Source organism: Flaviramulus sp. (assembly GCF_982512915.1).
Window position 1 is genome coordinate 12,498 of sequence record NZ_CEWOCJ010000007.1, and the last position, 21,798, is coordinate 34,295.

The following is a 21,798-nucleotide window of genomic DNA, read 5'->3' on the forward strand; positions in this document are numbered from 1 at the left end:
AAAGCACAAATTTTTATGTGAAACCATTTAACTCGCAATAGTAAATTCTTTTTTTATATGTTTTACTTCTTCACCAATATCACCTGCTCCAATAGTTAAAATAACCTGTGCATTACTTTGATGTATTTGGTAAACTAAATCTGTTTTATTTACTAATTTTTTGTTTTGATTAGTAATTTTATTTAACAACCAACTTGAAGTAACACCTTCAATTGGTAACTCTCTTGCAGGATAAATATCTAATAAAATTACCTCATCAAAATTGGATAAACTTTTTGCAAAATCATCAATAAAATCTCGTGTTCTACTAAATAAATGTGGCTGAAAAATAGCTAATACTTTTTTATCAGGATACATTTCTCTTACCGCTTGATGAACCGCATTAATTTCTTCAGGATGATGTGCATAATCATCAATAAAAACTAATTTATCTGTTTTAATATGGTAGGTAAATCTGCGCTTAACACCCTTATAAGATGCTAATGCTTTGGCGAGCTGTTGGTGAGGGCATCCATACTCTACTGACATCGCCAAGGCTATTAATGCATTCGACAGATTATGTCTACCAGGTAGGTTAAATTGTAAATTTTCTAGAATTGTTTTAGGTGTTTTAACATCAAAAACATAAGTTCCGTTTTCTATTTTAATATTTTGAATTGAGTAATCTGCGTCATCCTCAATGCCATATGTAATCCCATTTAACGGCAAGCCGTTTTTAACAAATAATTTTCCATCAGTTTTTACTTTTTTAGAAAAATCTTCAAAAGATTTAATCAACTCGGAGGCATCACCATAAATATCTAAATGATCAGCATCCATTGAAGTAATACATGCCATATCTGGTGAAAGTGTTAAAAATGATCGATCGAATTCATCAGCCTCAACTACAGAAACCTCAGTACCATTAAGTATTAAATTGGAATTATAATTTTCGCTAATACCACCTAAAAAAGCGGTTACAGGCACATTACACTCCTTCATTAAATGCCCCAGAATACTAGTTGTAGTTGTTTTACCATGTGTACCTGCTACAGCTAGACAAAACGTGTTTTCAGTTATAATTCCTAATATTTTAGATCGTTTAAAAACTTGAAAATTATTTGTTTTAAAATAGGTTAACTCAATATGATTTACAGGAATCGCTGGTGTATAAACCACCAATGTACTTTCTGGGTTTAAAAAATTTGAATTGATATTTGAAATAGCGTCTTCAAAATGAACCTCAACACCTAAAGCAGATAAACTATCTGTAATATCCGTTTGGGTTTTATCATAACCAGCAACATGTTTACAGTTGGCAACAAAAAAACGAGCTAAAGCACTCATGCCGATACCTCCTATACCAATAAAATAAACATTATGTATACCGTTTAAATTCATTTTATTTTTTTAAGAAGTTTTTCAACTTCATCAACAATATCATTTGTAGCATTAACCAATGCAAGTTTTTTAATATTATCACCTAATTCTTTTTGTTTTTCGGCTGAAGCTACGAGCTGCGAAAACTTGTTTTCGAAATCGGCATTCAAATCCTCTTCTTTAATTATCATAGCAGCGCTATTATCAACAATAGCCATAGCATTTTTAGTTTGATGATCTTCTGCTACATTTGGTGATGGAATAAAAATAACTGGCTTACCCACAATACAAAGCTCAGATACAGAACTCGCCCCAGCTCTTGAAACAATTATATCTGCTGCAGCATATGCAAAATCCATATTATTTAAAAACTCATAAACCTGCACATTATTTGTGTTATTATAAATTTTATATTGCTGATAATACAACTTCCCACATTGCCAAATAACCTGAACATTTTGAGTATCAAGAAAATCTAATTCTTTTTCAATTAACTCGTTAATGCGTCTAGCACCCAAACTGCCTCCAATAACCAATAAGGTAAGCTTGCCATGTTTCAAATTAAAAAAGTTTTTAGCTTCAACAGTTTTTGTATCTATATCTAACAATCCTTTTCTAACAGGATTCCCTGTTTTAATTATTTTATTTTCAGGAAAAAAGCGCGCTAAATTATCATAGGCAACACATATAGTATTAGCTTTTTTTGATAATAGTTTATTAGTAATTCCTGGATACGAATTTTGCTCTTGAATTAAACTTGGTATTTTATTTAAAGATGCTACAAATAATAGAGGTCCACTGGCAAACCCACCTGTTCCGATAGCAATATCTGGATTGAAGGCTTTTACAATTTTACAGGCATTCCAAAGACTACTTATTACTTTAAAAGGAAACATTAAATTTTTCAATGTTAGTTGTCGTTGAATCCCTGAAATCCATAGTCCTTTAATTTCATAGCCACATTCTGGAACTTTTTCCATTTCCATCCTATCTCTAGCACCAACAAATAAAAACTCTGCATTTGGGTAACGCTGTTTTAATTCGTTTGCAATAGCAATAGCAGGATAAATATGTCCTCCTGTCCCTCCTCCTGATAATATGATTTTATATTTCTTCATTTAAATAGCTTCAGACAAAATCTCTAAAGGATTATCTTCACTTACTTCTTGGTCTTTAATCTCTTCTCTTTTAGCACTTACACTAAGAATAATACCTATGGCTAAACAGGTCATCCAGATTGAAGTACCACCACTACTTATTAACGGTAGCGTTTGCCCAGTAACTGGAAATAATTCTACGGCTACTGCCATATTAATTAATGCTTGAAAAACTATTGGTAAACCAACACCTAAAACCAAAAGCTTACCAAATATGGTATCTGACTTTTGAGAAACTATAACGATTCTAAAAAGCAACCATAAGTAAAGCGTCATTATTACAAAACCTCCGATTAATCCATATTCTTCTATGATGATTGCAAAAATGAAATCGGATGACGATTGTGGTAAAAAGTTTTTTTGCATGCTTTTACCCGGGCCAACTCCATAAATACTTCCAGTAGCGATAGCAATTTTTGCTTTTTCAATTTGATAATCTGCCTCTGTATCTTCAGGATTAGAAAAACTTTCAATCCTACCCATCCAAGTATCAATTCTATTTGGCATAGCATCAGGAAAAGCTTTTGCTATCAAAATAAATAATGCTAAAACTAAAATCCCAGAACCTATTATAACAGCCAAATAACGAAGTGGATAACCCCCAAGAAAAACCAACATAACTACCATTAAAAACATAATGGCAGCCGTTGAGAAATTAGCTGGAAGTATTAATATAAGTACTAAAAAAACCGGAGTCCATAATGGCAAAACAGACTCTTTAAATGTGATGTCTTTATCTTTAATTTTAGACATGTATCTTGCAACATATACCATTAACACAACTGATGCCAATGTGGATGTTTGAAAAGACATACCAACTATGGGTATTTGTATCCACCTACTTGCATTAGCACCTTCAATGGTGGTACCTTGTAACATGGTAATCCCCAACAAAACCAATACTATAGGTATCATTACTAATGATAAGCCTCTAAAGTATCTGTATGGGATTTTGTGTACGCCATACATAATGACAAAGCCTAAAAACAAATGCATAAAATGCTTTATAAAAAAAGTAAACGTATTACTCCCTCCTCCTTTATAAGCCAGATTACTCGCCGCACTATAAACAGGCAAAAACGATAGAATAGCCAGTAACGCCACTATTGCCCAAATTAACCTATCTCCTTTTATGTTATTAAACAGTGTTTGCACTTTATTATTTTATAGATTTCTTACGGCATGTTTAAACTGACGCCCTCTATCTTCGTAGTTTTCAAATAAATCAAAACTCGCACACGCAGGTGATAACAAAACATTGTCTCCAGCATCAGCTACTTTATATGCTATTTTGACGGCTTCACTCATAAATTGAGTTTCAACAATGATATCGACCATATTTCCAAAGGTGTTCATTAGTTTTTCATTATCAACTCCCAAACAAATAATAGCCTTTACTTTTTCGTTTACAAACTGAAACAACTCCTCGTAATCATTTCCCTTATCAACACCTCCAACTATCCAAACTGTTGGCGCATTCATACTTTCTAAAGCGTAATATGTAGCATTTACATTGGTAGCTTTTGAGTCGTTTATATATTGAACTTTATTAATTTTCAAAACCTCTTCTAATCGATGCTCTACACCTTGAAAATTTTCTAAACTTTCACGGATTGTTTGTTTCCTTATTTTTAATAAATGTGCTACGGTTGAGGCTGCCATGGCGTTTTTAATGTTGTGTTTTCCTTCTAATGCTAGATTTGATGTAGGCATAATTAATTGGTTGTTATCTATAGTTATTTTAATATTCTCTTTATCTAAGTAAGCGCCATTTTCGATAGTTTTTGATAACGAAAAGGGCAATAATTTTGATTGAACTGGATTATTTTCTAAATGATTCACTATCACCTCATCATCAGCATCATAAATAAAATAATCATCACTAGTTTGATTCATGGCGATTCTGAATTTTGAAGCGATATAGTTTTCAAACTTATAATCATATCTATCTAAATGATCTGGCGTAATATTCAGTAAAACTGCTATTTTTGGTTTAAAATCTTTAATATCATCTAACTGGAAACTACTAATCTCTAACACATAGTTTTCAAAATCATCTTCTAAAATTTGTTTCGCAAAACTATCACCGATGTTTCCTGCTAAACCAACATTTAATTCTTGTTTTAAAATATGATGTGTTAATGTTGCTGTAGTAGTTTTACCATTACTACCTGTAATTCCAACTACAGTTGCATTCGTATATTTTACCGCGAATTCGATTTCTGAAACCAAACTAATTCCGTTTTCATGAATTTGTTTTACTATCGAAATCTTGTCAGGAATACCAGGGCTTTTCATGACGATATCTGCATTTAAGATTTTATCTTCTGTATGCTTTTCATCTTCCCATTCAATCTCATTATGTATAAGAACTTCTTTATATTTATCTTTTATTTTTCCTTTATCAGAAACAAAAACATCGTATCCTTTTGCTTTTCCTAAAAGCGCTGTTCCAACACCACTTTCTCCTCCTCCTAGAATTACCAACCGTTTCATTATCTAATTTTTAAAGTGACAATAGAAAGTATGGCTAACAAAACGCCAACAATCCAAAAACGGGTTACTATTTTACTTTCGTGATATCCCAATTTTTGATAGTGGTGATGTAATGGCGACATTTTGAAAATGCGACGCCCTTCTCCGAATTTTTTCTTGGAGTATTTAAACCAACTTACCTGCATAACCACCGATAAATTTTCAGCTAAAAATATCCCACACAAAACAGGAATTAACCATTCCTTACGAACTGCTATGGCTATTACCGCTATAATTCCACCTATAGTTAAACTACCAGTATCGCCCATAAAAACTTGCGCTGGATAGGTATTATACCATAAAAACCCAATGAGCGCTCCAACAAATGCAGCTATATATATGGTAATCTCGCCTATGCTCGGGATATACATGATATTGAGATAATCTGAAAAATCGATACGACCAGAAACAAAAGTGAATATCCCTAAAGTGAGGACAATTATTGCTGAGGTGCCTGCTGCTAAACCATCAATACCATCGGTTAAATTGGCTCCGTTAGAAACTGCTGTAATTATAAAAATAGCAACTAAAACAAATATTACCCAGGCATGTTTTTTTAAATCTGGACTTATCCAAGTGATTAAATTTGCATAATCAAACTCATTATCTTTTATAAATGGTATCGTAGTTTTAGTTGATTTTTCTTCAGCTTTAAAAAGTTTTGAAGGTAAAATATTGGGGTTTTTTGCCAATAATTCTAGTTGTTGATCTAAAGGAAGTTTTTCTTTAATAGTTACATCTTGATTAAAAAATAATGTCAACCCTACAATCAACCCTAAACCAACTTGACCTGCAACTTTAAAACGACCTTTTAGACCCTCTTTATCATTTTTAAATTTCTTTAAATAATCATCAATAAACCCTATGGTTCCCATCCAAAGTGTAGTGACTATAAGAAGAATGATATAAACATTTTCCAGTTTAGCTAATAAAAACACAGGTATTAATGTTGCTAAAATTATAATAATCCCACCCATAGTTGGCGTACCTGCTTTCTCTTTCTGACCCTCTAGCCCTAAATCTCTAATGGTTTCACCCATTTGTTTTTTTGCTAAAAAGTGAATGATACGTTTACCATAAATAGTAGAAATTAACAATGACAAAATCATCGCTGCTGCAGCTCTAAAAGTGATAAACCCAAAAAGAGATGCTCCAGGAAATTGAAACTGTTTTTCTAAATATTCAAATAGGTAATAAAGCATTTTATAGTTGGTTGTTGGTTATTTTCCTAATTGTTTTAATAATTCTTGTACTATTTTAAAATCATCAAAATCAAAGCGTTCTCCTTTTATTTCTTGATAAGTTTCATGTCCTTTTCCAGCTATTAAAACAATATCGTTTGGTTGTGCCATTTGGCATGCTGTTTTAATAGCTTGTTTCCTATCTGCAATTGTTAAGACTTTTTTAAAGTTTTGAGGTTCTACGCCTTGTTCTATTTCAGTTAAAATAGTTTGAGGGTTTTCGCTCCTAGGGTTATCATTTGTAAAAATGACTTTCGTACTCAAAGAAGATGCAATATGTCCCATTTTTGGGCGTTTGGTTGTATCTCTATCTCCACCACATCCTACAACGGTTATCAATTCTTCATTTTTAGTGCGGATACTGTTTATGGTTTCCAATACATTTTTTAGAGCGTCTGGTGTATGTGCATAATCGACAATAGCCGTTATTTTTTGATCTGATACTACATATTGAAAACGTCCACTTACACTTTCCAAATCACTTATCAATCTTAGAATTTCAACTTTTTCAAGTCCCAATAATTCCGCAGTAGCGTAAATAGCTAAAACATTGTATGCATTAAAATTGCCTATAAGTCTTGTCCATACTTCGCTTTCATTTAACTTAAGTAATAAACCTCCTAATTGGTTTTCTAAAATCTGCGCTTTATAATCTGCATAGCTTTTTAAAGCGTAAGTGTATTTTCTAGCTTTAGTGTTTTGCATCATCACCAAGCCATTCTTATCATCTATATTAGAAATCATGAAAGATGAAGGTGAAAGTGAATCAAAAAAGCTTTTTTTAACATCTCTGTATTCAGCAAAAGTTTTATGATAATCTAAATGATCGTGAGATAAATTAGTAAATATGCCACCTTCAAAATGCAAACCTTCAGCCCTGTATTGATGTATCCCATGAGAACTCACCTCCATAAAACAGAACTCTACACCAACGGCATTCATTTCATTTAAATACTTATTAATAGTTATGGAATCTGGAGTTGTATGCGTTGCTTTATACTCAGTATTATCAACCATTATTTTTACAGTAGACAACAAACCAACTTTGTAACCTGCCTTTTTAAATAATTGATACAATAAACTAGCAACGGTTGTTTTACCATTGGTACCAGTAACACCAACCAATCTTAAGTTTTGAGATGGATTATTATAATAGTTTGAAGCTATAATAGCCAAGGCTTTATTAGAATTATCTACTTCAACATAGGTAATACCTTCAATAAGACTCTCAGGCAACTCCTCACAAACCACACTTTTTGCACCATTATTTATAGCGACATCAATAAATTTATGTCCATCGGCGATTAAACCTTTTATAGCTACAAATAAATTGTCTTGTTTTATTTTTCGCGAATCAAAATCTATGGCATTCACACCTACACTTGTACTGCCTACAACTGCATTAATAGTTACTTTATATAATATATCTTTGAGCGCTATCATGAAGCCTTTAATACAATCGTTTGATTATTTTCTAATTTTGTGTTTTTATCTACTGATTGAGATTTAATAATACCTGTACCATCAAGTTTTACTTTAACATTTACTTCCATATTCTCCAAAAGAGAGACAGCATCCATTGCTGGAATACCAACTAAATTTGGCATGATAGTTTTATATGTTTGAGCCGTATTGTAAAATGATTCGTATTCATTTTCTATACTAGACTCCGTAATTTGTAACATTTTAACCTCATCAACAATTGGTGTATCTATGAAGATTTTTTGAGCAATTTTTTTAAATACAGGTCCAGATACATCTGCACCATAGTAACCAACACTTTTATCCGGCTCATGAATTACCACTATGCATGAATATTTTGGATTTTCTGCAGGAAAATAACCAGCAAAAGAAGATATATAGTTCAGCTTTTCCTTATTCTTATAATCTTTTTGACACGTTCCCGTTTTTCCAGCCATAGAAAAGTTTTCAGAATACAAACGATGACCAGTTCCATGTTCTTTTTCAACAACGTTTTTAAGTAATTGTTGTAACTTAGATACGGTCTCTTTTGAACAAACTTGCTTATTAATAATTTCTTTTTGAAAGGGCTCCACAACTTTATCGAATGATTTAACCTCTCTTAAAAATCGAGGCTTCACCATAACACCATCATTTGCGATCGCATTATAAAAAGTTAATGTTTGCAAAGGTGTGAATGAAACGCCATACCCATAAGCCATCCATTGAAGCGCGATACCACTCCAACGCCCATTTTTAATTCTTGGATCTGGAATAATTGGTTTTGGTTCACCTTTTATAGGTAAGTCTAAATCTTTATTCAGACTCATATCATATAACCTATCAACAAATTTTTCAGGTTGATGTTTATAGGCTTTATCAATTGCTTTTACGATACCTGTATTCGAAGAAACCTCAAAAGCTTTTGAAATAGTTATTTTTCCGTAACCTCCATTTTTTGAGTCTCTAACTTTTTTACCATAATAAGTTATAATTCCTTTTTCTGTATCAACAACATCACTACTATCTACTAATTTATCTTCAAAGGCCGCTGCTAATGCCATTAACTTGAATGTAGAACCAGATTCATGACTTTCTCCAACCGCATAATTTAAACGCTCATAATAATACCCGTTTGCATTTCTTCCTAAATTAGAAATAGCTCTAATTTCACCGGTTTTGGTTTCCATCACAACAACACATCCGTGGTCTGCTTTGTATTTTTCTAACTGTTCTAACAGTGCATGATGCGCAATATCCTGCACATTAACGTCAATAGTTGTATAAACATCATATCCATCTTGCGGCTCCACTTCATTAGCATCACTTAAAGGTTTCCATTGCCCTTTTCCTATTTGTTGTTTTTTTCGTTTTCCATCTATTCCGCGTAGATATTTCACTCCAAAAGCCCCATCAATACCTGCTCTGGTAACATTACCTTTATCATCAAAACGTTCATAACCAATGGAACGTTGCGCAATACCACCCATAGGATGTTCGCGCTTAGTAGTTTGCTCTACAATTAAACCTCCTTTAAAAGCACCAAGGCTTAACAACGGAAAATTTCTTAATCGTGTATAATCTGAATACCCAATATTTCTAGCCAATAAATAATATCTGTTTTTATTAGCACGTGCTTGCCTTAAATCTTTCTCAAGTTTACCAGAAGATTTACCTGAAAATTTAGAAAGCGAATCGCACAAAGGCTTTATGTGCTTTTCAAATATATTTGACGATGGCGTTATAGCATCAATTCTGATATCATATTTAGGTATAGAAGTGGCTAATAAATTTCCATTTACAGAGTAAACATTGCCTCGGTTTGCAGGTATAACAACATCTTTCACAACACGCTCTGTCGCCAAGGCTCTATACTTATCACCTTGAAGAAACTGAATGCTAAATAGTTTAAAAACCACAGCAAGCCCGAAGATGAACATACATCCAGCTATAAAATACAAACGGTTTAATATGTTTTTCTCGTTTATTGCCAAGTTTAAATTATCAATTTTGAGATTTTACTTTTATTTTTTTGGGTGGAATTACTGACGGCGAAATTCCTTTTTCTTTCATTTCTATTACTATTGTTGATTCCATTTTAAGCTTCATCAACTTTGAACGCCCGTCAACAAAAGCTGAACGCATTTCCTTTGCTTCATTTTTTAATCGTGCTATTTCGTAAACTTTGTTATCAGCACTATGAGAACTTGCAATCATAAAAATTGCTAAACCGGATATGAATAAAATGAATCTCCAATTCTTAAAAGAGTCATCGCTAACTAAAAATGTGCCTTTTAATATGTTATAGATATTATTCTTCACCTACCCAACTAAGCTTATATTTTTTCAGCTATTCTAAGTTTTGCACTTCTAGCTCTACTATTAATTTTTATTTCCTGTTTTGAAGGAACAGTCAAACCATTTACCTTTCTCAAAGGCACTTCAAAATTTCCGAACATATCTCGCTCAGGCTCTCCTTCAAACAGACCATTTCGAATAAAACGCTTTACCAATCTATCTTCTAACGAATGATAGGATATAAAACTCAATCGACCACCTTCATTTAAAAGATCTGGCGTTTGCTCTAAAAACTCCTTCAGCGCTTCTATCTCTTGATTTACTTCAATCCTAATAGCTTGATATATTTGAGCTAACACTTTATTTTCGTGTCTTGGTGGTAAAAACTTTTTTAAAACCATTTTTAACTGATCACTTGTTATTATTGATTCAGTCTTTCTATGCTCGATTATTAATGCCGCCATAGCAGAAGCAGCACGCAATTCACCGTACTGCAGAAATACTTGTTTTAATTGTTCTTCCTCATACTCATTAACCACATTAAAGGCAGATAATTTATTTTGCTGATTCATTCGCATATCTAAGTTAGCCTCAAAACGGGTTGAAAAACCGCGTTCAGCAATATCAAATTGATGTGATGACACACCAAAATCTGCCAAAATACCGTCAACTTTTTTCACTCCATGAAATCTTAAAAAACGTTTTATGTATCTAAAATTTTCATTAATAAGTATAAATCTTGAGTCATCAATTATATTTTCAAGAGCGTCTAAATCCTGATCAAAAGCAAGCAATCTTCCTTGATGCCCAAGCCTTTTCAAAATTTCTTTACTATGACCGCCACCACCAAAAGTCACATCAACATAAACACCATCAGGTTTTATATTTAACCCATCAACGGTTTCTATTAAAAGAACAGGGTTATGATATTCCATAGTCATCATCATCTTGCCCCATAACTTCTTCAGCTAAATCTGCGAAATCAATAGTTGCATCATCAATAGCTTGTTCGTATAAATCCTTATCCCAAATCTCAATGATATTTATAGCAGAGGTAACTACTATATTTTTTGAAATAGATGCAAAAACAGTTAAATCTTTGGGTATTAATACCCGCCCATTAATATCAACCTCTACCATTTTTGCTCCAGCAGTAAATCTTCTAATAAAATCGTTATTCTTTTTTTTAAATTTATTGAGCTTATTCATTTTCTGCATAAGAACCTGCCATTCACTCATTGGATACAGCTCCAAACATTTTTGAAAAACAGAACGACGCAACACAAAACCTTCTTGCAAAACAGATGATAATTGCTTTTTTATTGCAGCAGGCATCATTAATCTGCCTTTAGCATCAACTTTACAATCGTATGTACCTGTAATTAAGTCCAAAGCGGTTTTACTTTAAATAAATGTTTATGTTTCAAATATATTGAAAATTTTACCACTTTCTACCACTTTATACCACTTTGTTAATAAATTTATAATTAAATAAGCCTCTGAACAGTTTTTTAAAGAAATTAATAGTAATTAAATCTGATTACCAGCAACTTATACTTACATTTCTAAGACAGTTGTGTTGTTAACATCCATTCAATAATTTATAACTTTACTTTTCAAATTTTAATAAATTATTTATTTATTGAAAACGGATAACTAAGCTTGTACAAACTATTTTCAATTAATTAAAATCATTGAAATATCATTGAAATAACTATATTTGTTTCTAACGCAATGACCAAGCAATTAATGGCGCATAGATTAAAAAAAGAAAAAAACTACAGTTACATGGAAGTGGGTGAAGGCACCCCTATCGTTGTATTACATGGTTTAATGGGTGGCTTAAGTAACTTTAAAGAAGTATCAGATTTTTTTAGCTCTAAAGGCTATAAAGTCATCATTCCTGAACTACCCATTTACAGCATGTCTTTACTAAAAACCAACGTAAAAAGTTTTGCAAAATATTTACATGATTTTATAATATTTAAAGGTTTTAAAGAAGTTATACTACTAGGTAATTCTTTGGGTGGGCACATAGGTTTATATCATACTAAGTTATATCCAGAAACAGTAAAAGCCTTAATAATTACCGGTAGTTCTGGCCTTTATGAAAGTGCAATGGGTGGCGGATATACTAAGCGAAGTGACTATGAAGTTATTAAAAAGAAAGCACAAGACGTTTTTTACGACCCTGCGATTGCAACAAAAGAAATAGTAGACGAGGTTTATGAAACTGTTAACGACAGAAATAAACTTATTAAAACTTTAGCTATTGCAAAGAGCGCAATCAGACACAATATGGCTAAAGATTTACCAAATATGCAAAAACCAACTTGTATTATTTGGGGAAAAAATGACACAGTTACACCACCAGAAGTTGCAAATGAGTTTAATGAACTTTTGCCAGACTCTGAATTATTTTGGATTGATAAATGTGGACACGCAGCCATGATGGAACACCCTGAAGAATTTAATAAAATTCTTGATAATTGGTTTCAAAAAAGAGGATTTTAATAATAAAACCTATATAAATGCTTATTAAATCTGCTGAATTTGTTATGAGTAACTCTGATGTTACCAAATGCCCAAAAAGCAGATTACCTGAATACGCTTTTATTGGCCGAAGTAATGTTGGAAAATCATCATTAATCAACATGTTAACTAGCCGAAAAAGTTTAGCAAAAACATCAGGAAGACCAGGAAAAACGCAACTTATAAACCACTTTTTAATTAATAAAAATTGGCACTTAGTAGATTTACCAGGCTATGGTTATGCCAAAGTTTCAAAAAGCTCTAAAAAAGTTTTTCAAAAATTTATAACAGAATATTTTGGATTGCGAGAGCAGTTGGTTAGCGCCTTTATCTTAGTAGACATAAGACACGATCCGCAACCTATAGACTTAGAATTTATGCAATGGCTGGGTGAAAACGGGGTGCCTTTTTCAATCATTTTTACAAAAGCCGATAAGTTAAAACCAAACGCCATTTTAAGGCATGTTGAAGATTATAAGAATGTATTATTAGAAACTTGGGAAGACATTCCGAATTATTTTATTACTTCCTCTTCTAAAGATATTGGTAAAGATGATGTATTAAATTATATTGAAGAATTGAACGGGAATATGAAATTAGATGCTCTTTGATCCTATCAAAATTAACGATCATATCAAAGTTTTGATTATTTAAAACAGTATTTAAAAAACAATAAAACGAATATACTAAATGCTCTTTAATTCAATAGACTTTGCTATATTTTTACCTGCAGTGTTTTTTCTTTATTGGTTTGTTTCGAAAAAAAACTTAAACCTTCAAAATTTTATTATTGTAATATCTAGTTACCTCTTTTATGGTCTTTGGGATTGGAGATTTCTTTCTTTAATATTATTTAGTACTACTATTGATTATTATATAGCGAATAAGTTAGATTATTATGAAAATAAAAAAATAAGGAAATTATTGCTTTTCATTAGCATTTTTATAAATATAAGCTTTCTAGGATTTTTTAAATATTACAATTTTTTTTTAGATAATTTTATTTCAACTTTTTTATTTTTTGGAATTGAAATTAAAGCCAATTCTTTAAATATTATCTTACCTGTAGGCATTAGCTTTTACACTTTTCAAACTTTAAGTTATTCTATAGATATATATAATAGAAAACTAAAACCAACTAAAAATTTTATAGCATTTGCTGCATTTGTAAGTTTTTTTCCGCAATTAGTTGCTGGTCCAATTGAAAGAGCAACTCATCTTCTCCCTCAATTTCATAAAAAAAGAGAATTTGATTACTCTAAAGCAGTTGATGGTATGCGTCAAATACTCTGGGGATTATTCAAAAAAATAGTAATAGCAGATAATTGTGCTAAATTTGCAAATCTAATTTTTAATAATCATGAGGAGTATACAGGGAGTACTTTAGTTTTAGGTGCCCTGTTTTTTGCTTTTCAAATTTACGGAGATTTTTCAGGCTATTCAGATATAGCAATTGGAACTTCTAAGCTATTTGGATTTAATATTTTACAAAATTTCAAACTCCCATACTTCTCAAAAAATATTGCAGAATTTTGGAAAAGATGGCACATTTCCCTTACTTCTTGGTTTAGAGACTATATCTATATTCCAATGGGAGGAAATAGAGTTAATAATTATAATAAAATAAGAAATATTTTTTTTGTCTTCATACTTAGCGCTTTTTGGCATGGAGCTAATTGGACTTTTATTCTTTGGGGAATTTTACACGCCTTTTATTTTTTAATTAATCTACAAATACAAAAAATTAAAATTAACATTCATGATTTTAGTCAACACAAAATAATTACAAGTTTAAAAAAAATAATAAGTAATGGATTAACTTTCAGTCTTGTAACTTTCGCTTGGATATTTTTTAGAGCAGAAAATATTAATCATGCATTTTCATACATAGTAAATATTTTTTCAAAATCACTATTTATTACCCCAGATTTCAATCAATTAAAACACGCTTTAATATGTTTTGCATTAGTCCTATTAATGTTAATTTGCGAATTTATAACTAGAAAATTAGAACACCCCTTAAAATTCAACAATTACTTATTTCCAAGAAAACTAAGATGGCTTATTTATTTGACAATCATACTATTAATTATAAACTACCCAGGAGAAAAACAAGATTTTATATATTTTCAATTTTAAATTAATTATGATAAAATTATTCATTAAGCGAACTGGTTATTTTCTTGTCTTTTCTATTTGTTTTTATATAATCACCTACAGTATTTTATCTCATTTTTATCTAAAAACAAATACAAAAAATTCTATATTCATATATGGAGATTCTCAAACTGTTCAAGGAATAGACTTAAAAGTACTAGAAACCAAAACTGGTCTAAATGTATATTCTGCAGCTAAACACGGTTCTGGTGTTTATGATTTTTACTATTTTGCTAAATCAGTTCCAGAAAATTCAAAAATAGTTTTATCCATTTCGGAACATTCTCAAATTAGACCTGATATTAATGAAGCTAACACATCTCCTATAGATTTCAATTCTTTAAAAAAAGCTTTTTCATTAAATTATTCTTTAGATGGTTTTGAAAATATTATAAGAAGAGGTATAAAGTTACCACACAATTATTACTTCCAAACAACCCAAAAACTATATCCTTATAATGATTCAATAAATTTACACACCAAATTATTTGTATTTAAAGAACTATATTCTAAATCAACTAAAGAAGGAATAGAACATAAACAGGATATGTATTTAGAAGGTATCAGAACACTAATTAATAAAAATTGCTTGATCACTTTTATAGAATTTCCTTACAACAAAAGTCTTACTATTCTTAAAAAAGAATATAAAATAAACAAAAAACTAAATTTATTTAGAGAAAAAATATCTCAAGAATTTAACCAATTTAAATTTGATACTATTTTGTTAAAATCTGATAAAAACTTAATGTATGATTATACACACTTAAACGAACATGGTGCAAATATTTTAACTCTAATGGTTGGTAACAAAATTAATAGTGCTAATTATTTTAATAATACAAACATGCTTATTGTAAAACCTCATTAATAAACAAAATTTTAGTCTTTTACATCCAAAGCATCTCTTAATGCATTACCAATAAGCATAAAAGCCATTACCAAACTCATAATACATAGTCCTGGAATTATAGCTAAATAAGGTTTTCCAAGGATAATGTAATTATAATGATCTTTAATCATAGCCCCCCAACTTGCCATTGGTGGTTGTGCACCAATACCTAAAAAACTCAAACCACTTTCTATCAAAATAGCTCCTGCAAAATTTGCTGCAGAAATAACAATTACTGGTGCCATGATATTTGGTAATATATGCTTCTTTATGATTCTAATATTGCCAAACCCTAGAGCTCTAGCAGCAGTAACATATTGCATTTCTTTAACACTAATTATTTGTCCTCGAACTACTCTTGCAACTTCAACCCACATAGTTAAACCCACTGCAATAAATACTTGCCAAAAACCTTTTCCCAAAGCAAGAGTTATAGCTATAACCAATAACAAAGTTGGAATAGACCATGTAACATTAATAATCCACATAATGACAGCATCCACTTTTCCGCCAAAATACCCAGAGATACTTCCCATAAAAGTGCCGATTATCAATGAAATAAAAACTGCTACAAAACCAATAAAAAAGGATATTCTAGCGCCAACTAAAACCCGACTTAATAAGTCTCTACCATATTTATCTGTTCCAAAAAGAAAAGTTTTTTCTTTAATAAAATCATCAACTGAGTTATTTTCAAAAACATTTAAACTTATGGATTTCTCAGTGCCTTCTAATCCCTCAGCAGAAAACTCTTTATAAGTTAACGTATCATTTTTAATGAAATGTTGCGAAATTGGCACCTCTGTGTCAGTGTTTTTTTTTCCAAAAAACATTTTATCTAATGTTCCTTGGTTGATTTCTAAATCAGACGGCAAAGTAAGCATCGTAACTTTAAAACCGGGCTTTTTAGAATGAATTGACACATGCATTTGATTAGCAAATTGAGAATTATCTGGTGCAATAACATAAGCAAATAATGAAACCAAACCAACCAAAACTATATAAAAAAAACTAAAAACGCCCCAGAAATTTTTTTTAAACTTTTGGAGCGCTAATTGTTTTAAAGAGTTAGATTGATGACTCAAAATTTATTTAATTTTTTACAGATGAGGCTGATGCTACCTTTTTTAACGGATAAGATATTTTTAAATCCTCTAAAACATTAAGAGCCTCTTCAACATAAATATCTTTACTTAAACTTTCATGCCAGCGTTTACGCTTTTCCTTTAAATCTGTTGTGTCCTTTTGAATTAAAGCTTTTTCGTATTTAGTAGAGTAAAAGGTTAAGTTTGTTTTGTAATTTGTAATAGCATCAAATTGTTTAGATTCCTCTTCATTTAACGCCATTTTTTCTTGATATTTTGGATAATTTAGAGGAAAAACCGTTTCATCAATTCTACTTTTAACCCATTTAGCATTTTCTTCTATAAGTTTTAATTCTTTATTATTACTCATACGTTCTTTACTCTTCTTAATTGTAGCATCATAATCAAAATAGTTTTCCCAAAGTGTATATTCGGCAGCATCAATTTCATCCCACGGTAATGGGTTATCTTTATCTTTTTCACCTACATCAATAAAACTAAACCGTCCTGGAACATTCACATCACTTTTTACACCTTCTAACTGAACTGAACCTCCATTAATTCTATAATACTTTTGGGTGGTCAACGCTAAAGCACCTAAATCTCCACTTGTATTGTTTCTAAGCATGTTATTTAAATTAATAACATTTTGAACTGTACCCTTTCCATAGGTTTGCTTGCTCCCTATTATAATAGCTCGTTTATAATCTTGCATCGCAGCAGCCATAATCTCTGAAGCTGAAGCTGAAATTTCATTAACTAAAATAACTAATGGTCCGTCCCAAGAAATTGATTTATCTCTATCTGTTAAAACTTCTTTAGCTTCCCCAGTAGAACGCACTTGAACTACTGGACCTTCTTTTATAAATAATCCTGCCATCTCTACAACTGCTGGTAATGATCCACCACCATTATTTCGTAAATCTAACACCAATCCTTCCATGCCATCAGCTTTCAAATGCTCAATTTCTTTTTTAACATCTTTAGCAGCATTAACGTTTTTATAATCTTGAAAATCTACATAAAACGCTGGAAGATTAATAATTCCAAACTTCTTACCATCTTTTTCAACTACAGAAGATTTAGCATAAGTATCAAAAGCTTCAACTATATCTCGCGTTATAGTTATCTCTTTCATAGTTCCATCAACCTTTTTAACAGTTAAAGTCACTTTAGTTCCTTTTGGTCCTTTTATGTATTTTATAGCATCGTTAATTCTCATACCCACAATATCTACAGGGAATTCTTCATCTTCTTGTTTTACTTTCAGAATTACATCTTCGACTTCCAATTCATTTCCTCTCCATGCTGGACCACCAGATATAAGCTCTACTACTTTTATGTAGTCCATACGTTTTTGTAATCTAGCACCAATACCTTCTATTTTGCCAGACATTCGCTCATCAAAATCTTCCTTATTTTTTGGAGCTAGATAATAGGTATGTGGATCAAATTCTTCTACAATAGTATTGACGTAAATAGCGAACCAATCTTCACGACTTTGATCATCAATAAAATCTTCAAAATATATATTTAATGATTTCAAAGTAGCCTCCCTAGACTCTTTTTCAATTTGTTCTTCAGATTTCATAACATAAGAGGCATCTTTATCTTTTGCTAATTTTTCTTCTTTTTTTAAATCATCATAATTTGATAAAGTTGAAAACTTTAATTGCTGTCTCCAACGCTCAATCATTTGTTTTTTATTTTTCACGTACTCGCTGTTCTCATAGTTTGTATCAAAATACTCCTCTTTTGAATAATCAAAAGGTTGTGATAAGACGTCTTTATATATCTGTTTTGCTTCGTCCATACGTTTTACCATGCGCTCATTTACTACATTAAAAAATGTAATATCTGTTGCTTTAAGCTGGTCATCAATAGTCAACTTATATTTTTCAAAATCTTCATAATCAGACTCGTAAAAATATCTTTTAACTGGATCAATAATCCCTATATAATCTTCAAATAATTTTTCAGAAAAATTATCATCTATGGCTATGGGATCAAAATGTCCTTGTTCTAAAACAAAAGTTATAATTTGAATAAGTAATTTATCTTTATCTGGATTACTGAATTTTTTGGTAGTAAAACTGCAGGAAGCAAATGCTAACAGTAAAACAAGTAATAAAACCTTATAATTCCTTTTCATAATATTTTTCATCTAATAATATTTAACAGCTAAAAAGCTTAAGATATTTCTACTAAAATAAAGAAAAAACCATGCCAATAATAGCATTAGTTACTAATTTTTTGTTAAACCTGAAAATATAACAATTTGCTAATGAATTTATGTATTTTAGCGATGAATTTATAGATGAATATGACAAAAAAACCACTCATATTAGTTACTAATGATGACGGCATAAATGCTCCAGGTATTAGAACACTTATTAGCATCATGAATACCCTTGGAGAAGTTGTTGTAGTTGCGCCAGATAGTCCACAAAGTGGGATGGGACATGCTATCACTCTAAACTCTACGCTTTATGCAGAAAAGGTTTTAATAGATAATGGACCACAAAAAGAATTTAGTTGCTCTGGCACACCTGCAGATTGTGTAAAAATTGCTATCAGAGAAATTTTAGAAAGAAAACCAGATCTTTGTGTTTCTGGCATTAATCACGGATCAAACGCATCTATAAACGTAATTTATTCTGGAACTATGAGTGCTGCAATAGAGGCTGGAATTGAAGGCATACCTGCCATTGGTTTTTCACTTTTAGATTACACCTGGAATGCCAATTTTGAAAACTCAAAATCATATATAAAAACAATTGCTGAAAAAGTTTTAAAAGAAGGCTTACAAAATGGCATTGTTTTAAATGTCAACATTCCAAATATTTCAAAAGAAACCATAAAAGGCATTAAAATATCGAGGCAAGCTAAAGCTAATTGGGTTGAAGAATTTGATAAACGCAAAACTCCAAATGGCAGAGATTATTATTGGCTAACGGGAAAATTTGTAAATTTAGATAGTGGTGAAGATACTGATGAATGGGCTTTAGAACATAATTACGTTTCAATAGTTCCAGTTCAATTTGATTTAACAGCACATCAATTTATAAAAGAATTAAAAACTTGGGATTTAGAATAAATGAAAAAAAACATTTTTATTGGTATGTTGGTAGGATTAATAGCTAATGCCATTGGACTACTTTTAACAGCAACACTTTTAGGAAAAGGAGATGATTTTACAAACGTTATTAAAGCGGCTGTCGCTGAAGGTTTTATAGGAAAACTTATTAGTTTGGGAGCCATCTTAAACTTAATTGCTTTTTTTATTTTTATTAAAAAAAAACAAGATTATCGTGCAAGAGGCGTTTTATTAATTACCGTTTTTATTGCTGTTTTTACGTTTGTATTTAAACTTTTTTAATTAATGAAATATTACATTATCGCTGGTGAAGCTTCTGGAGATTTACACGGCTCAAACCTTATGAAAGCATTGCAAAAAGAAGATACAAATGCTGTTATTAGGTTTTGGGGTGGTGATTTAATGCAAGCTGTTGGTGGTAATTTGGTAAAACATTACAAAGAGCGTGCTTTTATGGGTTTTATTGAGGTAATTTTAAACCTTAATAAAATATTTAAAGACATGTCATTTTGTAAAGAAGACATTAAAAAATTCAATCCAGACGTAATTATTTTTATTGATAATTCAGGGTTTAATTTACGGATTGCAAAATGGGCAAAACTTGAGAGCTTTAAAACCAATTATTATATTTCACCTCAAGTTTGGGCATCTAGAGCTAGCAGAGTTAAGGCTATAAAACGCGATATAGATGCCATGTATGTTATATTACCTTTTGTAAAACCTTTTTATAAAAAATATGATTATGAAGTTACATTTGTTGGTCATCCATTAATAGATGCTATTGCAAAAAGAAATCAAGTAAGCGAATTAGAATTTAGAGAAATTTATGGTTTAAGTGAAAAACCTATTATTGCCTTATTACCTGGAAGCAGAAAACAAGAAATAAAAAAAATGCTAGCTGTAATGGTTAGTTTAGTAGATGATTATCCAGAGTATCAATTTGTAATTGCTGGTGCTCCTAGTCAAGATTATAGCTTTTACCAAACGTTCATCAAATCAAACAAAGTTAAGTTCATACCAAATAAAACTTATGATTTATTAAGTGTTTCAAGTGCTGCACTTGTTACTTCCGGAACTGCAACTTTAGAAACGGCTTTGTTTAAGGTGCCACAAGTTGTTTGCTATAAAGGGAGTATTATTTCATATTATATAGCAAAACAAATCATTACTTTGAAATTTATTTCTTTGGTAAATTTAGTAATGGATAGAGAGGTAGTTACTGAACTTATTCAAAACGATTTCACAAAAAAAAGACTCAAAAAAGAATTAGATAACATTTTGAATACTGAAAACCGCAAGAAGATATTTTTAGATTATTTCAAATTAGAGAAGGCTTTGGGAGGAAAAGGCGCAAGTGAAAAAACGGCAAGTCTAATTTATAAATCCATTCAATCTTAATAATTTAAATGAAGAAAATTCTTTTATTATTATTCCTAATTATAAGTTTTAATAGTTGTAAAGCTTCAAAAAGAGCTAAAAACAAAAAGGTTTCTCCCACTGAAATTATAAATAAGCAGTTTGAAAATAAAAATACTGAAAATATAGATTTTGTTAAACCCAACAATTCTAAAATCCCAGAAAACCACATAACTAAAACCGAAGGCATTATAGCTTATGCAAAACAATTTGAAGGTGTTCGTTACAAATGGGGTGGAACTACAAAAGACGGAATGGATTGCTCTGGTTTGGTCTCTGAATCGTTTAGGGCTTTTGATGTTATACTTCCCAGAATATCTAGAGATATTGCCAAACAAGGCGATAAAATTCCATTGAAAGATGTTACAACTGGCGATTTATTATTCTTTAAAACTGGCAATAGAAGAAATTCAATAAATCATGTAGGTTTAATAATTTCAATAAAAGATAATGATATTGAATTTATACATGCTACTACTAGTAAAGGCGTTATAACATCTTGGCTGAATGAAACTTACTGGCTTAAAGCTTTTTCTGAAGCCCGTAGAATTTTATAAGATATTTTATA

Annotated in this window: 20 protein-coding genes; 8 read left to right on the forward strand and 12 right to left on the reverse strand. The window is 30.9% G+C overall.

The genetic code is table 11. The features are described from left to right. Positions 1 to 27: 27 nt before the first annotated feature. The 10 genes from murC to mraZ all read right to left on the reverse strand — a co-directional run bounded on the left by murC (position 28) and on the right by mraZ (position 11,443). Positions 28 to 1,380 carry a UDP-N-acetylmuramate--L-alanine ligase gene (murC, locus tag AC1XJX_RS06510; protein ID WP_482003163.1) on the reverse strand — a complete coding sequence of 451 codons (1,353 nt, stop codon included), beginning with the start codon at positions 1,378 to 1,380 and terminating at the stop codon, positions 28 to 30. After that, positions 1,377 to 2,477: an undecaprenyldiphospho-muramoylpentapeptide beta-N-acetylglucosaminyltransferase gene (gene murG, locus AC1XJX_RS06515; protein ID WP_482003164.1), complete on the reverse strand. Its 1,101-nt coding sequence runs from the start codon at positions 2,475 to 2,477 to the stop codon at positions 1,377 to 1,379. The genes murC and murG overlap by 4 nt, the downstream gene beginning before the upstream one ends. Continuing rightward, positions 2,478 to 3,671, reverse strand: coding sequence for an FtsW/RodA/SpoVE family cell cycle protein (locus tag AC1XJX_RS06520; RefSeq protein WP_482003165.1), 1,194 nt, complete (start codon positions 3,669 to 3,671; stop codon positions 2,478 to 2,480). Positions 3,672 to 3,680: 9 nt separating this feature from the next. After that, positions 3,681 to 5,012 (reverse strand): UDP-N-acetylmuramoyl-L-alanine--D-glutamate ligase, encoded by a 1,332-nt coding sequence (gene murD, locus AC1XJX_RS06525; RefSeq protein ID WP_482003166.1) that lies wholly within the window; start codon positions 5,010 to 5,012, stop codon positions 3,681 to 3,683. Then, complete coding sequence (gene mraY / locus AC1XJX_RS06530) at positions 5,012 to 6,253, reverse strand: phospho-N-acetylmuramoyl-pentapeptide-transferase (protein WP_482003167.1); 1,242 nt, start codon at positions 6,251 to 6,253, stop codon at positions 5,012 to 5,014. Before mraY ends, murD begins: the two co-directional genes overlap by 1 nt. Positions 6,254 to 6,271: 18 nt before the next feature. Beyond that, positions 6,272 to 7,735 carry a UDP-N-acetylmuramoyl-L-alanyl-D-glutamate--2,6-diaminopimelate ligase gene (locus AC1XJX_RS06535; protein ID WP_482003168.1) on the reverse strand — a complete coding sequence of 488 codons (1,464 nt, stop codon included), beginning with the start codon at positions 7,733 to 7,735 and terminating at the stop codon, positions 6,272 to 6,274. Beyond that, on the reverse strand, positions 7,732 to 9,693 hold the full coding sequence (locus tag AC1XJX_RS06540) for a penicillin-binding protein (protein ID WP_482003286.1): 1,962 nt from the start codon (positions 9,691 to 9,693) through the stop codon (positions 7,732 to 7,734). Before AC1XJX_RS06540 ends, AC1XJX_RS06535 begins: the two co-directional genes overlap by 4 nt. 64 nt (positions 9,694 to 9,757) lie before the next feature. Continuing rightward, entirely contained in the window at positions 9,758 to 10,075 is a 318-nt protein-coding gene (locus AC1XJX_RS06545; protein WP_482003169.1) for an FtsL-like putative cell division protein, read from the reverse strand. Positions 10,076 to 10,089: 14 nt separating this feature from the next. Then, a complete protein-coding gene (gene rsmH, locus AC1XJX_RS06550) occupies positions 10,090 to 10,986 on the reverse strand; it encodes a 16S rRNA (cytosine(1402)-N(4))-methyltransferase RsmH (protein ID WP_482003170.1) in 897 nt (298 codons plus the stop codon). After that, positions 10,973 to 11,443: a division/cell wall cluster transcriptional repressor MraZ gene (gene mraZ / locus AC1XJX_RS06555; RefSeq protein ID WP_482003171.1), complete on the reverse strand. Its 471-nt coding sequence runs from the start codon at positions 11,441 to 11,443 to the stop codon at positions 10,973 to 10,975. Before mraZ ends, rsmH begins: the two co-directional genes overlap by 14 nt. Positions 11,444 to 11,800: 357 nt before the next feature. Here mraZ and AC1XJX_RS06560 point away from each other — a divergent pair, with 357 nt between their 5' ends. The 4 genes from AC1XJX_RS06560 (at position 11,801) to AC1XJX_RS06575 (ending at position 15,611) form a co-directional block, all read left to right on the forward strand. Next, a complete protein-coding gene (locus AC1XJX_RS06560) occupies positions 11,801 to 12,565 on the forward strand; it encodes an alpha/beta fold hydrolase (RefSeq protein ID WP_482003287.1) in 765 nt (254 codons plus the stop codon). A 17-nt stretch (positions 12,566 to 12,582) separates the two neighbouring features. Continuing rightward, positions 12,583 to 13,194 carry a ribosome biogenesis GTP-binding protein YihA/YsxC gene (yihA, locus tag AC1XJX_RS06565; protein WP_482003172.1) on the forward strand — a complete coding sequence of 204 codons (612 nt, stop codon included), beginning with the start codon at positions 12,583 to 12,585 and terminating at the stop codon, positions 13,192 to 13,194. Between the two features lie 79 nt (positions 13,195 to 13,273). Beyond that, the gene (locus tag AC1XJX_RS06570) at positions 13,274 to 14,722 is read left to right on the forward strand and encodes an MBOAT family O-acyltransferase (RefSeq protein ID WP_482003173.1); all 1,449 of its coding nucleotides are present in this window, start codon (positions 13,274 to 13,276) and stop codon (positions 14,720 to 14,722) included. Positions 14,723 to 14,729: 7 nt separating this feature from the next. Then, positions 14,730 to 15,611 carry a hypothetical protein gene (locus AC1XJX_RS06575; protein ID WP_482003174.1) on the forward strand — a complete coding sequence of 294 codons (882 nt, stop codon included), beginning with the start codon at positions 14,730 to 14,732 and terminating at the stop codon, positions 15,609 to 15,611. 11 nt (positions 15,612 to 15,622) lie between these two features. Here the strand turns inward: AC1XJX_RS06575 and AC1XJX_RS06580 are convergent, their stop codons facing one another. Together AC1XJX_RS06580 and AC1XJX_RS06585 are read right to left on the reverse strand one after the other, a co-directional pair. Continuing rightward, positions 15,623 to 16,717 (reverse strand): ABC transporter permease, encoded by a 1,095-nt coding sequence (locus AC1XJX_RS06580; protein WP_482003175.1) that lies wholly within the window; start codon positions 16,715 to 16,717, stop codon positions 15,623 to 15,625. A gap of 7 nt (positions 16,718 to 16,724) precedes the next feature. Beyond that, positions 16,725 to 18,869, reverse strand: coding sequence for a carboxy terminal-processing peptidase (locus AC1XJX_RS06585; protein WP_482003288.1), 2,145 nt, complete (start codon positions 18,867 to 18,869; stop codon positions 16,725 to 16,727). A 171-nt stretch (positions 18,870 to 19,040) separates the two neighbouring features. Between AC1XJX_RS06585 and surE the strand changes: the two genes are divergently transcribed. Genes surE through AC1XJX_RS06605 form a run of 4 tightly spaced genes read left to right on the forward strand, consistent with a single transcriptional unit; the run spans position 19,041 to position 21,787 of the window. Next, positions 19,041 to 19,814 carry a 5'/3'-nucleotidase SurE gene (surE, locus tag AC1XJX_RS06590; RefSeq protein ID WP_482003289.1) on the forward strand — a complete coding sequence of 258 codons (774 nt, stop codon included), beginning with the start codon at positions 19,041 to 19,043 and terminating at the stop codon, positions 19,812 to 19,814. Then, positions 19,815 to 20,096: a hypothetical protein gene (locus tag AC1XJX_RS06595; protein WP_482003176.1), complete on the forward strand. Its 282-nt coding sequence runs from the start codon at positions 19,815 to 19,817 to the stop codon at positions 20,094 to 20,096. Positions 20,097 to 20,099: 3 nt separating this feature from the next. Continuing rightward, a complete protein-coding gene (gene lpxB / locus AC1XJX_RS06600) occupies positions 20,100 to 21,212 on the forward strand; it encodes a lipid-A-disaccharide synthase (protein WP_482003177.1) in 1,113 nt (370 codons plus the stop codon). Between the two features lie 8 nt (positions 21,213 to 21,220). Then, complete coding sequence (locus AC1XJX_RS06605; RefSeq protein ID WP_482003178.1) at positions 21,221 to 21,787, forward strand: C40 family peptidase; 567 nt, start codon at positions 21,221 to 21,223, stop codon at positions 21,785 to 21,787. Positions 21,788 to 21,798: the final 11 nt, after the last annotated feature.

Coding starts and splice junctions, on each gene's coding strand:
- AC1XJX_RS06585 (WP_482003288.1), bottom strand. CDS start 18,869: ATGAAAAGGAATTATAAGGTTTTATTACTTGTTTTACTGTTAGCATTT.
- AC1XJX_RS06595 (WP_482003176.1), top strand. CDS start 19,815: ATGAAAAAAAACATTTTTATTGGTATGTTGGTAGGATTAATAGCTAAT.
- murG (WP_482003164.1), bottom strand. CDS start 2,477: ATGAAGAAATATAAAATCATATTATCAGGAGGAGGGACAGGAGGACAT.
- AC1XJX_RS06535 (WP_482003168.1), bottom strand. CDS start 7,735: ATGATAGCGCTCAAAGATATATTATATAAAGTAACTATTAATGCAGTT.
- murD (WP_482003166.1), bottom strand. CDS start 5,012: ATGAAACGGTTGGTAATTCTAGGAGGAGGAGAAAGTGGTGTTGGAACA.
- murC (WP_482003163.1), bottom strand. CDS start 1,380: ATGAATTTAAACGGTATACATAATGTTTATTTTATTGGTATAGGAGGT.
- mraY (WP_482003167.1), bottom strand. CDS start 6,253: ATGCTTTATTACCTATTTGAATATTTAGAAAAACAGTTTCAATTTCCT.
- AC1XJX_RS06540 (WP_482003286.1), bottom strand. CDS start 9,693: ATGTTCATCTTCGGGCTTGCTGTGGTTTTTAAACTATTTAGCATTCAG.
- lpxB (WP_482003177.1), top strand. CDS start 20,100: ATGAAATATTACATTATCGCTGGTGAAGCTTCTGGAGATTTACACGGC.
- rsmH (WP_482003170.1), bottom strand. CDS start 10,986: ATGGAATATCATAACCCTGTTCTTTTAATAGAAACCGTTGATGGGTTA.
- AC1XJX_RS06605 (WP_482003178.1), top strand. CDS start 21,221: ATGAAGAAAATTCTTTTATTATTATTCCTAATTATAAGTTTTAATAGT.
- yihA (WP_482003172.1), top strand. CDS start 12,583: ATGCTTATTAAATCTGCTGAATTTGTTATGAGTAACTCTGATGTTACC.
- surE (WP_482003289.1), top strand. CDS start 19,041: ATGACAAAAAAACCACTCATATTAGTTACTAATGATGACGGCATAAAT.
- AC1XJX_RS06575 (WP_482003174.1), top strand. CDS start 14,730: ATGATAAAATTATTCATTAAGCGAACTGGTTATTTTCTTGTCTTTTCT.
- AC1XJX_RS06560 (WP_482003287.1), top strand. CDS start 11,801: ATGGCGCATAGATTAAAAAAAGAAAAAAACTACAGTTACATGGAAGTG.
- AC1XJX_RS06570 (WP_482003173.1), top strand. CDS start 13,274: ATGCTCTTTAATTCAATAGACTTTGCTATATTTTTACCTGCAGTGTTT.